Origin of the sequence: Tritonibacter scottomollicae, assembly GCF_003003215.1 — a bacterium.
Lineage (GTDB): Bacteria > Pseudomonadota > Alphaproteobacteria > Rhodobacterales > Rhodobacteraceae > Epibacterium > Epibacterium scottomollicae.
The window spans coordinates 1-18,362 of the sequence record NZ_PVUF01000004.1; the positions used below are offsets into that span (position 1 = coordinate 1).

14 protein-coding genes are annotated in these 18,362 nt (G+C 64.0%); 3 read left to right on the forward strand and 11 right to left on the reverse strand.

The window, feature by feature from the left end; translation table 11 throughout:
• Positions 1–397 precede the first annotated feature (397 nt).
• Positions 398–2,905 (forward strand): GcvT family protein, encoded by a 2,508-nt coding sequence (locus CLV89_RS07945; protein WP_106163131.1) that lies wholly within the window; start codon positions 398–400, stop codon positions 2,903–2,905.
• A 239-nt stretch (positions 2,906–3,144) separates the two neighbouring features.
• The gene (locus CLV89_RS07950; protein WP_243394966.1) at positions 3,145–4,041 is read left to right on the forward strand and encodes a GGDEF domain-containing protein; all 897 of its coding nucleotides are present in this window, start codon (positions 3,145–3,147) and stop codon (positions 4,039–4,041) included.
• 51 nt (positions 4,042–4,092) lie between these two features.
• On the opposite strand, the gene CLV89_RS07955 is transcribed toward CLV89_RS07950, so the two are convergent.
• The 4 genes from CLV89_RS07955 to CLV89_RS07970 form a co-directional block, all read right to left on the reverse strand.
• Positions 4,093–4,560, reverse strand: a complete 468-nt coding sequence (locus CLV89_RS07955; RefSeq protein ID WP_106163133.1) for an EF-hand domain-containing protein — start codon at positions 4,558–4,560, stop codon at positions 4,093–4,095.
• A 96-nt stretch (positions 4,561–4,656) separates the two neighbouring features.
• Positions 4,657–5,310 (reverse strand): DUF938 domain-containing protein, encoded by a 654-nt coding sequence (locus CLV89_RS07960; RefSeq protein WP_106163134.1) that lies wholly within the window; start codon positions 5,308–5,310, stop codon positions 4,657–4,659.
• On the reverse strand, positions 5,310–6,395 hold the full coding sequence (locus tag CLV89_RS07965; protein WP_106163135.1) for an NAD(P)/FAD-dependent oxidoreductase: 1,086 nt from the start codon (positions 6,393–6,395) through the stop codon (positions 5,310–5,312). The genes CLV89_RS07960 and CLV89_RS07965 overlap by 1 nt, the downstream gene beginning before the upstream one ends.
• The gene (locus CLV89_RS07970; protein ID WP_106163462.1) at positions 6,392–7,339 is read right to left on the reverse strand and encodes an aldo/keto reductase; all 948 of its coding nucleotides are present in this window, start codon (positions 7,337–7,339) and stop codon (positions 6,392–6,394) included. Before CLV89_RS07970 ends, CLV89_RS07965 begins: the two co-directional genes overlap by 4 nt.
• 116 nt (positions 7,340–7,455) lie before the next feature.
• On the opposite strand from CLV89_RS07970, the gene CLV89_RS07975 reads away from it, so the two are divergent.
• Positions 7,456–8,064, forward strand: coding sequence for a CDP-alcohol phosphatidyltransferase family protein (locus CLV89_RS07975; protein ID WP_106163463.1), 609 nt, complete (start codon positions 7,456–7,458; stop codon positions 8,062–8,064).
• Positions 8,065–8,581: 517 nt separating this feature from the next.
• Here the strand turns inward: CLV89_RS07975 and CLV89_RS07980 are convergent.
• From CLV89_RS07980 to xdhA, 7 genes are all read right to left on the reverse strand, one after another.
• Positions 8,582–9,658 (reverse strand): BMP family ABC transporter substrate-binding protein, encoded by a 1,077-nt coding sequence (locus CLV89_RS07980; protein ID WP_106163136.1) that lies wholly within the window; start codon positions 9,656–9,658, stop codon positions 8,582–8,584.
• Between the two features lie 120 nt (positions 9,659–9,778).
• Positions 9,779–10,699 carry an ABC transporter permease gene (locus tag CLV89_RS07985; protein WP_106163137.1) on the reverse strand — a complete coding sequence of 307 codons (921 nt, stop codon included), beginning with the start codon at positions 10,697–10,699 and terminating at the stop codon, positions 9,779–9,781.
• Positions 10,699–11,781, reverse strand: a complete 1,083-nt coding sequence (locus tag CLV89_RS07990) for an ABC transporter permease (RefSeq protein WP_106163138.1) — start codon at positions 11,779–11,781, stop codon at positions 10,699–10,701. The genes CLV89_RS07985 and CLV89_RS07990 overlap by 1 nt, the downstream gene beginning before the upstream one ends.
• A 117-nt stretch (positions 11,782–11,898) precedes the next feature.
• A complete protein-coding gene (locus tag CLV89_RS07995) occupies positions 11,899–13,419 on the reverse strand; it encodes an ABC transporter ATP-binding protein (RefSeq protein ID WP_106163139.1) in 1,521 nt (506 codons plus the stop codon).
• Entirely contained in the window at positions 13,416–14,363 is a 948-nt protein-coding gene (gene xdhC, locus CLV89_RS08000) for a xanthine dehydrogenase accessory protein XdhC (RefSeq protein WP_106163140.1), read from the reverse strand. Before xdhC ends, CLV89_RS07995 begins: the two co-directional genes overlap by 4 nt.
• Entirely contained in the window at positions 14,353–16,722 is a 2,370-nt protein-coding gene (gene xdhB / locus CLV89_RS08005) for a xanthine dehydrogenase molybdopterin binding subunit (RefSeq protein WP_106163141.1), read from the reverse strand. Before xdhB ends, xdhC begins: the two co-directional genes overlap by 11 nt.
• A complete protein-coding gene (gene xdhA, locus CLV89_RS08010; RefSeq protein WP_106163142.1) occupies positions 16,719–18,143 on the reverse strand; it encodes a xanthine dehydrogenase small subunit in 1,425 nt (474 codons plus the stop codon). The genes xdhB and xdhA overlap by 4 nt, the downstream gene beginning before the upstream one ends.
• Positions 18,144–18,362: the final 219 nt, after the last annotated feature.

The window sequence follows — 18,362 nt, forward strand, 5'->3', positions numbered from 1 at the left end:
CTGCATCGGGTGGCTCCTCTCAAAAGCAGTTCATAGCAACTGCACTATGGTGCATTGCCACGCCGGTTGATGCAGGAGCCATCCACCCCATCCGCACTGCAGACGCCGACCTAAACCGCACCTTGGGACCGGTCTGGGGCAAAACTGTTTCGCTATTGCTCGGCGCGGACCGTTGACAAGATTCGCAAGATCCGTCCGGTGGCGTCGGCAGGGTACGGCACGCGACACAGAGCCCGCGCGCGCAACATCCTGTCGCGGGCAACCTGCGCTGATATCATCCGAAACATAAGCCGAAGTCGGTTTTATCATTTTTTGCGTCGGACTGATTTCGCGTCCGTGCTGAACTCTGCGTCATAAACAATACAATCGTGAATCAGAGAACTCGGAGAGCGGGCTCATGAAAACCCAAGTCAAAGCACTTGTTGTCGGTGGTGGTGCCATCGGGACCTCGATCGCATATCACCTGGCCAAGGCCGGTTGGGACGACGTCATGCTCATCGAGCGTGACGAGCTGACCTCCGGCTCTACCTGGCACGCAGCCGGCCTGTTGCCGCTGTTCAACATGTCCTACGCGACAACCCATATCCACAAATACTCGGTCGATTTCTACAAGACCCTGGAGGCTGAAACCGGCCTCAACGCGGGCTTTGCGGTCGTCGGCAACCTGCGCATGGCGCAGACGCAGGAGCGCATGGACGAATACATGCTCTATGCCTCCACCGCCGAGACCTGTGGCGTGAACTACGAATGGCTGACCCCGGATGAGATCAAGGCACGCTGGCCGCTGATCGAGACCTCCGACCTGAAGGGCGCGATCTACCACACCGAGGACGGCTATATTAACCCCGCCGACGTGACCCAGGCGATGGCCAAGGGTGCGCGCCAGCATGGTGCCGAGATCGTGCGCAAGCTGCAGGCTGATGCTTTCCACTGGACCGGCACCCATTGGGAAGTCACCTGCACCAAGATGGTGGAAAAGGGCGGCAACCTTGTCGAAAGCGACGAGCAGGTGGTGATCACCGCCGAGCATGTCGTCACCGCCTCCGGCAACCACGCGCAACGCACTGCCAAGATGCTGGGCATCAAGATGCCCGCGGTCCCGGTCGAGCACCAGTTCATCGTCACCGATGTGGATCCGGCGCTGCAGGCGTTCCGCGACGAGGGCAACCCGGAGCATCCGGTGATCCGTGACGCCGACGCACAATCCTATGTGCGCGAAGAGCGTGGCGGCTGGATCCTCGGCGTTTACGAAAAACACGCGCCGGCCTGCTTTGAATATGGCGTGCCGGACAGCTTCCGCGCCGACCTGTTCCCGCTGGCGCTGGAGCGCATCGAAGACCAGTATATGGCGATGATCCACCGCATGCCCTCCAGCGAGGAATGCGGCCTGAAGGACGACTTCAACGGCCCGATCTGCTACACGCCGGACGGCAACCCGCTGGTTGGCCCCGCACCGGGCCTGCGCAACATGTGGCTGGCAGAGGGCTTCTCCTTCGGCATCACCGCAGCGGGCGGCACCGGTTATTACCTGGCGCAGATGATGGTGGACGGCGAGGCCGAGATCGACATGGCGTCGCTCGACCCGAAACGCTACTCCTCCAACTGGATGACCACCGAGTTCGCGGCGCGCAAGAACGAGGAAGCCTACGACCACGTCTACATCCTGCACCACCCGGACGAGGAACGCCCGGCGGCCCGCCCGCTGCGCACCGCGCCCGCCTTCGACCGTCAAAAGGCCCGCGGCGCACAATTCGGCTGGGTCAACGGCTGGGAACGCCCGAACTACTTCGGCCCCGTGGATGCGCCGGACAGCTTCGACCATGACGCCCGCAGCTTCCGCCGTGGCGGCTGGTGGCAGCATGCCGTGGATGAGGCCAAGGCGATCCGCGAAGGCGCGGGCCTGATCGACGCGACCGCCTTCACCAAGCATATCGTAAAGGGTCCCGGCGCGACGGCTTTCCTCGACTGGTTCACCTGCAACAAGCTGCCGAAAGTGGGCCGCATCAACCTGACCTACGCGCTGACCGTGGCGGGCACCACCCGCACCGAGTACACCATCGTCCGCCTCAAGGATGACGAGTACTATCTGGTCTCCGCCGGGGCATGGACCGAGTATGATGCCGACTATCTGAAGAAGGCGATTGCCGACAAGGAAGCCGACTTCGGCCGTATCGAGCTGCAGGACGTGACCACCCAATGGGGCGTCTTTGCCATCGCCGGTCCGAAGTCCCGCGACGTCCTCAAGGAGGTCATCCGCGACGCCGATCCGGAAACCGCCCTGTCGAACAAGCGCTTCCCGTGGCTGTCTGCTCGTCAGATCGAACTGGGCATGTGTCCGGTCAACGCGATCCGCGTGGCCTATACCGGAGAGCTGGGCTGGGAACTTCACCACCCGATGGAGATGCAGAACTACCTGTTCGATCTGCTTGAAAAGGCCGGCGAGAAACATGGCATGAAGCTGGTCGGGGCCCGCGCTCAGAACTGGCTGCGTCAGGAGAAATCCTACCGCGCCTTCGGCAACGAGCTGGGCCGTGACGCGACCCCGCTGGAGGCCGACCTGCCGCGCTTTGTCGACCTGAACAAGGAGTTCTTCGGCAAGGACAAGCTGGAAGAGACCGGCGTGCGCGTCAAATGCTGCACCCTGCTGATCGACGGTCCGGCGGATGCCGATCCCTGGGGGCACGAGGCGCTTTATGCCGAGGATGGCACCCGGGTGGGGCGTCTGACCTCCGGCGGCTACTCGGTTGCGTTCGAGAAATCCATCGGCATGGGCTACGTCAAGCCCGAGCAGGCGGTCGAAGGCACCAAGCTGAAGGTCAAGATGCAGGACAAGCTCTGGGATGCGGTTGTCACCTGCGACAGCCCCTATGATCCGAAGAACGAAACCATCCGCAAGGACGGCTGATCCCCTCCGACACTGCGCGCCGCCTCTCGAAAGTGATGCGGCGACACCACCATAGAGAAGCGCTCCGACTTGGTCGGAGCGCTTTTCGCTTGGTCAGCGCCTGAAATCGCGGGATATTGTGTCAGTTACGGCGGCGTTCGGGAGTGAGGCCGCCTGAGGTTAAAGAGACAGTGATAACGAGTAGACTTCTAGCCGTCTTTGGGGACATTCCGGCACATCGCCTCGACTGTGCCACCCGCATGTTCTGTGTCCTGCTTTTGCTCGGGCTTGCCGTAAAAAGTGCGGTGCTGGCACATTGGGTGCTTGTTGGTTTTCTGATCGCACTTGCCGGTATCATCTTTGTCAACCTGCTGGCCTTGTGGCGGCACAGCACGGCGCGTGTGCCGCTCTCTGTGTTGGTGGCGGTTCTCACTGCGACCGTTATTCTGACAACCTATTATGTCGGTATATCTGGTGCGATCTGGATGTTTCCGGTGTTGGTGGGGCTGCGCTTTGCTGCGTCCCCGGCGCAGTATCAGCCCGCACGACTTGTGCTTATCGTGATGGTGCCGCTGGTGGTGCTGTATCACGGGGATGCCGGGAATGCTGGGCGCTTGCTGGCGGCGGCTTTGATTTCCTCCGCCTATCTTTGGCTCGCTGAGGGGGAGATGGTGTCCCTGCGCGCAAAACTGGACCGTGATGAGGGGCGCGATCCCCTGACACGAGCCTTCTCCCGCGCCAGTCTTGAACAGGACCGGGAGATGATATCGCGCCTCGCGCCGGTCGGGCTGGTGGTGATCCGGCTGGATGGGGTGATGGCGCTGCGCAACCAAGGGCAAGACCGTCAGGCAGACAAGTTGATAGCCTCTGTGGCCAGAGAGATCATACCGATCCTCAGCACCCGAGAGCGGCTCTATCGCCTTGGCAGCAGTGAATTCATGATCGGGCTGGCTGGCTGGCGCGCTTTTGAGAGTTACGAGCTGGGGCAGCACATCTGCAGGTCAGTACAGCCGACGCTGCCCGAGGGCGTGAACGCACAGAGCGGTGCCGCTGAGGTGCATGACCCGGAGGAGTTCGAAAGCGCCCTGGCCCGTGCCATGGCCGGATTGGATACAGCGCCAACCGGCGTTGCTCCGTTTTCACCCGAGGTGCTCTGACATTCGTCCTCTGGCAGGCTTTCATCTATCGCGACCCGACAGGGATTGCGTTCAATGGGAGAGATCGGCGTCGGAGATGATCCCGTCGTTATCCCGATCAAGGCTATGTGCAAGCCGTGCGGAATGATGATTATATTCCCTACGTGAAATGAAGCCATCGGCATCCGTATCCGCAAAGGTGAAGGCATCAATCCGGCCGGGGCTGGCGCTTTGCGCCTGATAGCTCTGACCCATTTGAGCGTAGCGCGCCTGCGCAGCTCGCAGCGATGCGTCGAACTCATCGGGGCTGATCTCGTCGTCGCCGTTCAGGTCAATCTCGTTAAACTGGAGGTTGCGCAATGCAATGGCCTCATCCACCAACACGACCCCGTCGCCATCAAAATCGAGACTGCGCAGGAAACTCGGATCAGCCAGCGCCGAAGACGCGGCAACCGTTGCTGCAATCAGTGAGGTTGCGAGCACACGCCCGACAATACAGGCCGCGGCAGGGGCGGCGATAGGGCGGGGACGTTGCAACATCGGAGAGACCTTGTTCTTCTACTATCGTAGAAATAGGCGCTCAGTTGACGGTTTTGGAGAGGGCGGTGTTACAAAAACTTTATATTTGTGCACATCTCATGTGCGCGACAAGATCAAGCACAGGTTGTTCGCGGGCATCTCCACCTGCTTTGTCAGCTGAAGCCCTGCCGCCGCGGCCCATGTGGTGATGTCATCCACGTCCTTGTAGCCGATCTCCGGGTCGTGGGTGCTGAGGGCGGCGTGGAAATTGCGATCACCCTCGCTGACCAGCTGACCGTCGCGCGTAAAAGGGCCGTAGATCACCATCCGCCCGCCCGGCGCCAGCGCCGTAGAGGCTTCGCCCAGCAGGGTGCGGACCTCATCGGCGCTGACCAGATGTAACAGGTTGGCCAGCAGGATCAGATCAAACGGGCCGATCAGCCCGCCCCATCCGGATGATGTGGCATCCAGCGCCGCCGCCAGCTCCACGTTTTGCACCTCTGCGTCTGTCACATAGGCGTCGATACTGGCGCGGCGGCTCGGATCGATGTCGCTGGGCTGCCAGTTGAGGCCGGGCAGGGCGCGGGCATAGCCGACCACATGCTGTCCGGTGCCGCTTGCGATCTCCAATGCGCGACCCGTGGCGGGGGCATGCTGTTCCACCACCGCCAGAAGCGGCGCGAGATTGCGTGCGGCAGCAGGGGCAAAGAGTTTGCCGCCGGCGGTTTCCTCGGCCACTGAGGCCTGTCCGGGTACGGATCGAAACGGCATCAGGTGAACCTCTCGGGGCTGAGGGCGGCAACCATGTCGGCGTCAATTTCCGGCGTGCGCCTTGCCACCAGATCGCGCAGCAGCCGGGCCGAGGCCGGGGCACTCTGGAACCCGTAGCCGCCTTGTCCGGCATACCACCAGAAACCGCTCTGCCGTGGATCCGCGCCAAACACCGGCACCCCGTCGGGGGCAAAGCTGCGCAGCCCGGCCCAGCTGGTTTCCAGCCGGGTCACGGGCGTGGTGACCATCTCCTCGTAGCGGGCAAGCCCTTCGGCCAGCACCATGTCGTCGGCCCAGGCATCCTGCGGCGGCACCGGCTCGGCATCGGCGGGCGAGACCAGCAGTTTGCCGGCCTGCGGTTTGGCATACCACGCCTCGTGCACGCCCATCAGCATCGGCCAGTTGCTGACGTCATGCCCGCCCGGGGCGGGCAGCTGCGCCATCGAGCGGCGTCTGGGCTGGATGCCCAGCGGCGCCACCCCGGCCATCTCGGCGATGATATCGGCCCAGGCTCCGGCGGCATTGACGATCTGGCGCGCCTCGAAGCTGTCGCTGCGGGTCTCCACCCGCCAGCCCGCGTCCAGCCGGGTGATCGCTGTGACCTCCTGCCGGGTGCGGGTCTCGCCGCCACGCTGGCGCAGCAGCTTGGTCCAGTCGCCCATCAGCCGGTCCGTGTCGATATCGGTGGCGGTCTCATGGGCGGCGGCAAAGGCCACGCTGTAGGGGTTCAGGATCGGCACCCGCGCCAGCGCTTCGCTCACCGGGATTTCATGCAGGTCCAGCTCGGTCAGATCTGCCTCGAAACCGGCCCGCTGGTCGGCACGCGCCACCAGCATCAGCCCGCGTGGGCTGAGATAGCTGTCGCACGCCGCGCCGGGAGCGTCAAAAAACGCGCGACTGGCCTGCGACAGCGCCTTGATCGGGGCAGGGCCGTAGTCCTCCTCGAACATTGCCGCCGACCGCCCCGAGGCATGAAATCCCAGCGCGTCTTCGCGCTCCAGCAGCACCACCGAGCCCAGTTCGGCCAGATGCGCCGCTGCGCCAATCCCGGCCACGCCGCCGCCAATGACGAGGAAATCGATCATGCTTCCTCCAGCCGGTCGGTTGCGGGCGCCGGGCGGGGGCTGAGCGCTGCGATGCGGGCATAAAGCTCCGGCGACATCTCGAACTGCGTTGCGGCCAGCGAGGGCGCCAACTGCGCGGCGGAGCGCGCCGACAGGATTGGCGCAGGGCGTGCCGGGTGACCGGCGGCCCAGGCCACGGCCAGCGTGGCGGCGTCAATGTCCAGTTCCTCGGCAATTTCCAGCAGATCACGCGCCGACTGATGCATCCAGTCCTGGCCGTAGCGCGCGGCGTAGCGTTTGTCCTCACTCAGCCGCCCAGAGCCGCCGCGGGCGTATTTGCCGGTCAACAGCCCGCCGCCCAGTGGCGAATAGGGCACCGGCAGGATGTTCTGGTCGGCGCACATCGGCAGGAGTTCTACCTCCGCCTGGCGCTTCACCAGCGAATACATCGGCTGCAGCACGTCGATCTGCAGGCCCAGCCGTGCGGCCAGCGCCACCGCCTTCATCACCTGCCAGGCGGCGAAGTTCGACAGGCCCACGTGACGGATCAGCCCCTGCTGCTTCAGTTCGGCGAAACAGGTCAGCGTGTCCTCCAGCGGCGTGTCGGGATCAAACCGGTGCAGGTAGAGCAGGTCCACCCCGTCGAGGTTCAGCCGCTGTCGGCTTTGGTCGAATTGCGCCCGCATGTTGGCGGCGCTGGCACCGCCGGTGATGCCGACCTTGGTTGCCACATAAAGCGCCTCGCGCTCCGGGGCGATCAGCTTGCCGAGGATCTCTTCGCTGGCGCCCTCGGTGTAGACCCAGGCGGTGTCGAAGTGGCGCAGGCCGGACGCGCGGCAGGCGGCGAACATCTCGGCCGAGGCCTGCGCGTCGGCGCGACCGCCGAACTGCATGCAACCAAAGGCAAAACGGCCAATATCGTGACCGTTGAGAGTGGTGAGCGGGGGGCGAGATGTCTGTGTCATGCGGCGGAGAGTGGCACGCAGATGGGCCGAGGGCAACGGTGCGATGCCCAGGGCTTTCACATTCCAGCGCAGCAACGTGAATGGATGTTTCAGCCCATTGCCGCTACATCGAGATCATGTTTGACGCCAAGATACGCCCGCTCATTGATCCGGTCCTGAATGCGCAGGGGGCCCGCCTTGCCGCGCTTGGGGTGACGGCCAATCAGATCACCCTGCTGGGGCTGGCGCTGGGGCTGCTGTCGGCGGCGCTGATCGCCTGCGGGGCTGTGGGCTGGGCGCTGCTGCCGCTGCTGGCCTCGCGGCTTGCGGATGGGCTCGACGGGGCGGTGGCACGGGCAGGCACGCCGAGCGATTTTGGCGGTTATCTCGATATCGTCTGCGATTTTGTCTTCTACGGCGCAGTGCCGTTGGCCTTTGTGGCGCTGGCGCCAGAGGTCAACGGGTTGGCGGGTGCCTTCCTGCTGTGCAGTTTCTACGCCAATGGGGCGAGCTTCCTTGGCTATGCGGTGCTGGCGGAAAAGCACGAGATGAAAACCCGGGCGCGCGGGGTGAAGACGCTTTATTTCACCGGCGGGCTGCTGGAGGGGGCGGAGACCATCGGTTTCTTCGTGCTGCTGTGTTGCCTGCCGGGATCCTTCGTGCCGCTGGCCTATGCGTTTGGCACGCTCTGTTTCCTCACCGCGCTGTCGCGTGTGCTGCTTGCGGCCAAGGTGTTCGGCGACTGAGGCGTATTGATCGCATGAGGTACGAGGGCGGGGCGTGGCTCCCGCCGCCTCGGGTCCTCTGTCCCTTCGGGATCAGAGCCTCCCTCGGCGTTGGGCCGGGCAGCCAGCCCGGGGAACCCGGGCTGGCTGCCGCCGCGCGTGCCCCGGAGGGGCGCGCGCGGCCACGCCCGTTGGGCGTGAAGAGGCGCGGCTGCTCCGATCAGGGAGGAGCCGCGCACGGGCAAGCCAATTGTTTTCAACAGCTTAATGCCTGTTGCGCCGGTCCCAGATCTATGCGCGCGCAGATGGCGCAACGGGCATAAAAAGTATCAGCATCAGTGCCCCATTGTTTCGTGCGCGAAACATAAGGTCAGCAGTACTGACTTGCTTGGCCGAGGACGTGCTGGGGGGCAGCCACCGTTGGTATCGCTTGTATGCAGATCGTTGATCCGGTCCGCAGGTGCCGTTTGTTCTCTCCCGAGACAAGAAAAGACCCGCCCCAAAGGGCGGGTCTCTCCAGATCGCGATCACGAAATGCTTACTCCGGGATCGAACCTTCGATACCTTCGACATAGAAATTCATGCCGGCAAGGGTTCCGTCGTCCGCAGTCTCACCTTCAGCAAGGAAGTCGGAGCCGTCCTGCTTTTTCAGCGGGCCAGTGAAAGGGTGGTACTCACCAGATGCCATTGCATCCTTCAGGGCCAGTGCTTCGGCTTTCACCTCGGCAGGAACTGCATCCGAGATCTCACCGATGCCGACCATGCCCGGGCCAATACCGTCCCATGTGTCAACAGAACTCCAAGTGCCGTCCATCACGGCCTTGGTGCGCGCGATGTAATAGGGCGCCCAGTCGTCAATGATCGAGGATACGCGCGGGAAGGGCGCATATTCCGCCATGTCAGACGCCTGACCAAAGGTGACCACATTGCCCGCCGCCTGCGCTGCGGCCTGCGGTGCGGTGGAATCGGTGTGCTGCAGGATCACGTCGGCGCCTTGTTCGATCAGCACTTTTGCGGCGTCGGCTTCCTTGGCCGGGTCAAACCAGGTGAAGGCCCAGACGATCTTGAACTCGACGTCCGGGTTGACCTTCTTGGCGTGGATATAGGCGGAGTTGATGCCGCGGATCACTTCCGGGATCGGGTAGGAGCCGATGTAGCCGACGATGTTGCTCTCGGTCATATGGCCCGCGATGGTGCCCTGTACGGCGCGCCCCTCGTAAAACCGCGCGGAATAGGTCGAGACGTTCTCGGCGCGCTTGTAGCCGGTGGCGTGCTCGAACTTCACATCCGGGAATTTCTTTGCGACGTTGATGGTGGGATCCATGTAGCCAAAGGAGGTGGTGAAGATCAGGTCCGCGCCCTGCAGGGCCATCTGGGTGATCACGCGCTCGGCGTCGGGGCCTTCTGCGACGTTTTCCACATAGACGGTTTCGACCTTGTCGCCGAATTCTTCGACCACGGCCTTGCGGGCCTGATCGTGTTCATAGGTCCAGCCGCCATCGCCGACGGGGCCGACGTAGACAAAGCCGACCTTGGTCTTGTCCTGGGCCAGCGCGCCACCGGCGGCCAGACCCAGCGCAACAGCAGCGCCGGTAAGAAGTTTGGTGAGTTTCATGAGATGGGTTCCCCCTGGTTGGTTCTAATGTTGTGACCCGCCCCGGTTCGCCCCGAAGCTGGATTTTGGTGTGCTCGCCCGCGCCGCAATGCGCCCCGGACGAGGAGACGCCCCCCGAAATCAACGAGAGGCGTGGAAACTCCGGCCGAGCGACGCGGGCGCGCTGCTTTTGTCGGCGGACAGGATGACGAGCACCAGAATGGTGATCAGATAAGGTGACATTGCCAGATACTCCACCGGAATGGCAACGCCCGCCGCCTGCAGATTGAGCTGAACCACGGTGACGCCGCCAAAAAGATAGGCGCCGAGCAACGCACGCCAGGGTTTCCAGCTGGCAAAGACCACCAGTGCCAGGGCGATCCAGCCGATACCGGCCGTCATGCCTTCGGTCCACTGCGGCACCCGGATCAGGCTGATATAGGCGCCGCCAAGCCCGGCGCAGGCGCCGCCGAACAGGATCGCCAGGGTGCGGATCTTGACCACTTTGTAGCCCAGCGCATGAGCGGCCTCGTGATTTTCGCCCACCGCGCGCAGGATCAGCCCGGCCCGCGTGAATTTCAGCACCGCCCAGACGGCGGCGGTGAGCGCGATGCCGAAATAAAGCACCACGTCATGGGAGAACAGGATACGGCCCAAGATCGGCAGATCCGACAGCAGCGGCAGATCCACTCGTGCCATCTGCGGTGGTTTTACCCCCACATAGCGCTGCCCCATCAGCGCCGAAAGCCCCAGTCCGAACAGCGTCAGCGCCAAACCAGAGGCGACCTGATTGGCCAGCGCCAACTGCGTCAGCCCCGCAAACAGCAGCGACAGCGCCGCGCCCGCCACGGCGGCGGCGACAAACCCCATGAGCGGCGAGCCAGTCTCCACCGCCGCGGCAAAGCCCGCGATGGCGCCCACGATCATCATGCCCTCGACCCCGAGGTTCAGGACACCGGATTTCTCCACCACCAGCTCGCCGATCGCGGCCAGTAACAGCGGCGTGGCTGCGACCATCAGCGAGGCGATGAGAAGGACCGGGTTAATTGCAGACAGATCCATCACACGACCTCCGGCTTGCCAATTGAGATGCGAAAGTTGGTCAGCATGTCCAGCGCCAGAAGAAAGAACAGCAACATCCCCTGAAACACCTGGATAGCCGCCGAGGGCAGGCCCAGATTGCCCTGCGCGATGTCGCCGCCAATATAGGTCAGCGCCATCAGCCCCCCGGCCAGCAGGATGCCTACCGGATGCAGACGGCCCAGAAAGGCCACGATGATCGCGGTAAAGCCGTAGCCGACGTTGAAATCGATCGAGACCTGACCCGAGGGGCCGGAGACTTCGAACATGCCGGCAAGCCCGGCCAGCGCGCCCGAGGCGCCCAGACAGAACAGCACCAGCCGTGCCGGCTTCACCCCGGCAAACCGCGCCGCCCGCGGCGCCTCGCCGGTCAGGCGGATGTGGTAGCCCAGCATGTGCCGGTTCAGAAGCACGTAGGAGAAGATCACCGCGATCAGCGCCGCCACCACGCCCCAATGCATGCCGGTCCCGGCGATCAGCTCGGCGTTATGGGCACTGTCGTATTGCTGCAGGTTGCGCGAGCCGGGAAAGCCAAACCCTTCGGGGTTTTTCATCAATCCCAATGACATGGAGGCCAGAAATTGCTCCGCCACATAGACCAGCATCAGCGACACAAGGATCTCGTTGGTGCCGAACCGTGTCTTCAAAACCGCCGGGATCATCGCCCAGGCCCAGCCGCCAAAGGCGCCGGCCAGGATCATCAGCGGAAAGATGATCCAGGACTCCATCGGGTAGAAGGCCAACCCCACCCCCGCGCCGGTCAGCGCGCCGATGATGTATTGTCCTTCGGCGCCGATGTTCCAGATCCCGGCGCGGAACCCCAGTGACAGGCCAATGGCGATCAGCACCAGCGGCGCCCCTTTCACCAGAAGCTGCGGGCGGTAGTAAAAGGCGAACTCGCCAAACAGCGGTTCCCAGAAAATCGTGCGGATCGCCTCCACCGGAGGCTTGCCGAGGGCGGCAAACAACAGCCCCCCCATCAGCATGGTCGCCAGCACCGCCATCAGCGGTGTCGCCAGCGACCAGGCGCGCGACGGCTGCGGTCTTTTCTCTAACCGGATCATCCCTATTGTCCCTCTTGGCCGGAAATTCGTGCTCCGGTCCTTTTCATCTTTTCCCAAATACCTCCGCCGGAGGCTTCTACCCCTGGAGCCATGCCCCCATGATGGCCGACAGAGGCGCTACACATGCGCCACTTCCATGCCATGGGCGCCACCCATCATCAGGCCGATCTCGTCTACCGTCAGCTCCGCCGTGGGGCGGGGGGCGGACAGGCGGCCTTCGTTGAGGGCGGCAAAATTGTCCGAAATCTCCATCAGCTCATCGAGATCCTGGCTGATGCAGATCACCGCCGCGCCATTGGCGGCCAGATCCAGCAGCGCCTGGCGGATCGCTGCCGCCGCCGCCGCATCGACACCCCAGGTCGGCTGGTTTACGACCAAAACCTCGGGCCGTTGCAACACCTCGCGGCCAATGACGAATTTCTGCAGGTTGCCGCCCGACAGCGACCGGGCCGCATTCTCCGGCCCCGGCGTGCGCACGTCAAAGCCCTTGATGATCCTTTCGGCAAAGCTCCGGGTGGCGCCCCACTTCAGAAACCCTTTGTTATCCAGCCCCTCGCGCACCGACCCGGTCAGCAGCGCATTCTCGGTCAGGCTCATGTCGGGTGCTGCCGCATGGCCAAGCCGCTCTTCGGGCGCCGTCAGAACCCCGAGGCCACGCCGCGCGGTAGGCCCCATATGGCCAATGGGCTTGCCGTCGAACTTCACCGCATCGCGGGCGCAGGTCACCTCGCCGGACATCACCGACAGCAGCTCGTCCTGTCCGTTGCCCGCCACCCCGCCGATGCCGAGGATCTCGCCCCGGCGCACCGCCAGATGCACGTTCTTCAGCGCGGTGCCAAAGGCAGAGGGCGCAGGCACCGACAGGCCGGTGATGTCCAGCGCCACCTCGCCAAACGCCTTGGCGCTGCGCTCCGGTGTCTTCAGCGCTGTGCCCACCATCAGCTCCGCCATGTCGCGCGCCGAGGTGTCGGCCGGCGTGCATTCGCCCACGTTCTTGCCCAGCCGCAGAATGGTCGCGTGGTCGCACAGCGTGCGGATTTCCTCCAGCTTGTGGCTGATATAGAGGATCGAGGTGCCCTCGCTTTTCAGCTTCTTCAGGGTCTCGAACAGGATCTCCACCTCCTGCGGCGTCAGCACCGAGGTCGGCTCGTCCATGATCAGCAGCTTGGGGTCCTGCAACAGGCAGCGGATGATCTCCACCCGCTGACGCTCGCCCGCGGACAGATCGCCGACGGTGCGGAAGGGATCAAGCGGCAGGCCATAGGCCTCTGATACTTCGCGGATACGGGCGGCCAGATCGCGCAGGGCGGGCGGCTTCTCCATCCCCAGCGCGATATTCTCGGCCACGTTGAGCGCGTCAAACAGCGAGAAATGCTGGAATACCATGGCGATGCCGTCAGCCCGCGCCTGGCGCGGCTCGGCGGGCTCATAGGGCGCGCCACGCAGGATCATCCGACCGCTGTCGGGCTTCACCAGACCATAGATCATCTTCACCAGCGTCGATTTCCCGGCGCCGTTTTCGCCGAGGAGCGCATGCACCTCGCCCTCGCCGATGGCAAAGGAGACGGAGTCATTGGCCACAACGCCGGGGTAGGCCTTGGTGAGACCTTCGAGGGTCAATAGGGGGGGCGTGCTCACGCGCTGTGCTCCTTGTTCAGCTCGGTATTCCGGTCCGCGCGCCGTGACAGCGCCATGAGTTCTGCGGCCACGCCGATGGCGATGGCCTGAGGGTGTTTGCCCAGTTCGGGCAGGCCGATCGGGCAGGTAAGGCGGGCAATCTGCTCCTGCGAATGCCCCAGGTCAGACAGACGCGCCCGAAACCGCGCCCATTTGGTTTTTGATCCGATCAGCCCGGCAAAGCCGAAGCCATGTCCCAGCAGGGCGTGGCATAGCGCCAGATCCAGCTGATGGGAATAGGTCAGGATCAGATGCTGGGCGTCCGGAGCCGCATGCGGTACGAGCCGCTCTGGCGCTCGCTCGGGCAGGGCGGTGACGCCGGCGGGAATACTGTCGGGAAACTTCTCCGCGCTCACATCCACCCATGTGATATCCAGATCCGGCAATGGGGCCAGCACCTCTGCCAGGGCCCGGCCCACATGACCGGCACCCCAGATCCACAGCGATTGGCTGGGGCGATGCACCGGTTCCACCATCCAGCCCTGCAGCAGCTGAGCCTCGGGGCGTTGGCCCTGGTTGCGGGCGGCATTGAGCAGACGGCTCACAGCCAGCGGTTGCGATCCCGGAGCGGTCGCGCGGACCACAACGTCCTGATCCGGATCGGGCAGGTCTGCGGCAGTGTAGACTTCGCTCAGCAGGGTGACGGAACCGCCACAGCATTGCCCCAGATCCGGCCCCAGCGCATGGGTGCTCAGGCGGCGGGGCATGTTCTGGCCGCGCGCCAGTTCCGCCGCCTCGTATTCCAGTGCGCCGCCGCCGATGGTGCCCGATTGCCCGCCATCCCAGACCAGCATCGCCGCGCCCACCTCGCGGGGGGAGGAGCCTTTGACCTGAGCCACCACCACGCGGGTGACGCGGGCATGGGCTGCGACCGCGTCCCTCAGGGCCTCCAGATCAAACGCCATTCTGCACCTGTCCGATCGCGCGCCAGATCTCCTCCGCCGTGGCCGGCGCATTGAGATGCGGATAGGCCGCGCCATAGGCCCCGACCGCATCCGACAATGCCAGCCAGGCGGAAATCCCCAGCATGAAAGGCGGCTCGCCCACCGCCTTGGAGCGATAAATGGTCTCTTCCCGGTTCGGCGCATCATAAAGCGCCACATTGAACACATCGGGACGGTCCGAGCAGGCGGGGATCTTGTAGGTGGAGGGCGCATGGGTCCGCAATTGCCCCTTGCCGTCCCAGACCAGTTCTTCGGTGGTGAGCCAGCCGACCCCCTGCACATAGGCCCCTTCGACCTGACCGATATCCAGCGCCGGGTTCAACGAGGCGCCGGCATCATGCAGGATATCGCAACGCAGGATGCGGTTCTCGCCCGTCAGACGATCCACCACAACCTCGGTCACCGCAGCGCCATAGGCAAAGTAGAAAAACGGTCGCCCCTGGCCCTTGATCCGGTCCCACTCCAGCGAGGGCGTCTTGTAATACCCCGTAGCCGACAGGCTGACACGCCCGGTGTAGCAGAGCATCGCAGCCGCCTCGAAGGAGATCTCCTCCGCGCCGATGCGCACAATGTCGCCCCCAAAGACCACCGCCGAGGCGGGCTGTTGATAGGTCTCAGCCAGATGCGCCACCATGCGGTCGCGGATGGTGTCACAGGCGGCCTTCACTGCCATCCCGTTGAGGTCCGAACCCGAAGAGGCCGCCGTGGCGGAGGTATTGGGCACCTTGGCGGTATCGGTTGCGGTGATCTTCACCCGCTCCAGATCAACCCCAAACCGCGCGGCCGCCACCTGCGCCACCTTCTGGAACAGCCCCTGTCCCATCTCGGTGCCACCGTGATTGAGATGGATCGAGCCATCCTGGTAGACATGCACCAGCGCACCGGCCTGGTTGAGATGGGTCAGGGTGAAGGAAATCCCGAATTTCACTGGCGAAAACGCAATCCCGCGCTTCAGCCGGTCATTTCCTGCGTTCCAGTCCGCAATCTCTGCCCGCCGCGCCGTATAGCCCGAGCTCTCCAACAATTGTGCCGTCATCTCATGCAGCTCAAAGTCAGTCACCTCCATGCCGTAGGGGGTGCTATTGTCCTTCATCTTTTCAGAAATATCTCGGGGGGAGGCCGCAGGCCGGGGGGCAGAGCCCCCGTTATCCGTAGCAGTGGCAGATCCCCCGGCTGCAGGCGCATCATAATAATTCCGCAGCCGCACCGCGACCGGGTCCAGCCCCAACACATGCGCGGCGTGATCCATCACCCGCTCGATGCCAACCATGCCCTGCGGGCCGCCAAAGCCGCGATAGGCGGTGGCGCTTTGCAGATTGGTCTTCAGTCGATGGCTCTCGATACGGATCGCAGGGATGGCATAGGCATTGTCGGCGTGCAGCATAGCCCGGTCGGCGACCGGCAGCGACAGATCCTGCGCCCAGCCACAATTCACCAGATGGGTGAACTCAATGCCCGCAATCCGTCCCTCGGCATCAAACCCGGCCCGGTAGGAGATGCGAAACGCGTGGCGTTTGCCGGTGATGGTCATGTCGTCATCGCGGTCATAACGCATCTTGCAGGTTTTTCCGGTGTGCCGCGCCGCCACGGCGCAAGACACGGCCAGCGCGTTGCCCTGGCTTTCCTTGCCGCCAAAGCCACCACCCATGCGGCGGGTCTCCACCCTGACGCTGTGCATCGGCAGGCCAATGGCCTCGGCCACCTTGTGCTGGATCTCGGTCGGGTGCTGGGTGGAGGAGTTGACGATCATGCCGCCATCCTCCTGCGGCATCGCCAGCGCGGCTTGCCCTTCGAGGTAGAAATGTTCCTGCCCGCCGAGCTCGAACGTGTCCTCGATGACATGTCGCGCGGCGTCGATGGCGGCCGCAGCATCGCCTTTCTGATAGATGCGCGGGCCGTCCTCGAACCGGCTGTTTGCGGCCAGCGCCGCCTCCAGTGTCAGCAGCGCCTCTTCCTCGGCATACTCAACATCGCCCTTGCGCGCGGCGACGCGAGCGGCGCGATGCGAGGTGGCCACCACCAGAAACACCGGCTGACCGAGGTAATGCACCTCCCCGGCCGCCAACAGCGGTTCGTCATGCAGCGATGGCGAGACGTCATTGTCAAACGGCAGATCGTCGGCGGTCAGCACCGCGACCACGCCCTTGCTGGCCCGCACCGCATCGAGGTCCATGGCGGTGATCCGGCCCTTGGCAATCTGCGACAGGCCAAAGGCCAGATGCAGCGTGCCTTTTGGCGTCGGGATGTCATCCACATAGCGCGCCTGACCGGTCACATGCAGGGCGGCGGCGTCATGGGGCAGGGGGTGTGCAACGCTCATTGGCTCACCTCCAGCACATGGGATGGCGCGCCGTTCAGATCGGTGAAGTAGCGCATCAACATGTTGCGGGCAGTCTGCTGCCGGTAGCTGGCAGAGGCGCGCATGTCGCTCATTGGGGTGAAATCGGCATCAAGGGCCGCCTGTGCCGCCTGGATCGTCGCCGCAGTCCAGGGCTGGCCGATCAGCGCGGCCTCCACATGAGCAGCGCGTTTCGGGATGCCGGCCATGCCGCCAAAGGCGATCACTGCGGCTGTGACGCTGCCGTTCACCACGGTCACGTTGAAGGCGCCAAGCACGGCAGAGATGTCCTGATCGAAACGTTTGGAGAGTTTGTAGACCCGCAAGGCATCGGGCTGGCGGTCAAAGCTGACTACTTCGACAAATTCTCCCGGGGCGCGGTCCTGCTTGCCATAGTCGACAAAGAAATCCTGCAGCGGCAGGGTGCGGCGCGCCTCGCCTTTTCGCAGGTGCAGGGTTGCGCGCAAGGCGATCAGCGCGGGTGGGTTGTCCCCGATGGGCGAGCCATTGGCGATATTGCCGCCAATGGTCGCCGCCGCGCGCACCTGCTGGCTGGCGTAACGGCGGATCATCTCGGCATAAGAGGGATGCAGCGGCGCGAGGGCCTCCCGCACCCGGTTCATGTCGGCCATGGCGCCGATGCGGACCTCGCTGTCGGTCACGGTGATCTGTTTCAGGTCGGTGCAGCCGTCGAGGAAGATCACGTCATCAAGATCGCGCAATTGTTTGGTGACCCAGAGGCCCACATCGGTCGCCCCGGCGATCAGCGTTGCCTTGGGGCGGGCGGCATAGGCTGTGGCCAGCGCGTCCGAGGAAGTGGGGCGCAGGGTGTTTGACGGCGCAGCTGCTGTTGCGGGGGGCTCTGCCCCCCGGTCTGCGACCTCCCCCCGAGATATTTCTGAAAAGATGAAGGACCTGTCCGCCGCGATCCAGTCCGGAACGGGGGCGGCCTGTGCGGCCTCGGCGGCGCGGATGATCGGCGCGTATCCGGTGCAGCGGCAGAGGTTGCCGGCCAGCTGGTCGTCGTGGTCGGTGGCGCCATTTGTATGAGCGGTGACCATCGACATGATGAAACCCGGGGTGCAGAAGCCGCATTGGCTGCCGTGCTGCTCCACCATCGCCTGCTGCACCGGGTGCAGAACACCGTCGGGGCTTGCCGCGCCCTCGACCGTGCGGATGGATTTGCCCTGCAGCTGCGGCAAGAACAGGATGCAGGCGTTCAGCGCCCTGACGCCGTCCTGATCGGTGACCATGACCGTGCAGGCGCCGCAATCACCTTCGTTGCAACCTTCCTTGGTGCCGGTGAGGCCGCGGTCGTCGCGCAACCAGTCGAGAAGCGTGGTGGTCGGCTCGGTGTCTGGAAGCGAGACCTCTTCACCATTGAGATGAAAGGTGATCGTCATCTTGAAAGCCAGTCGCGTTACCCTGTTGCCCCATGCTGCGCGGCCTTCGATGCGACGTAGAAGGGGGCGCGGGGTTGTGTCCTATTGTCACGTTCAGCTTGTGAGGGCCGGAACGCCAAAGCAAGACCTAATGCCGGGCCCAAACCGGCAATGGAACCTCGCTGGCGCGTTTGGCGTATGGCAAGCATTGCGCGACTACCTTTTGATTTGTAACAATTT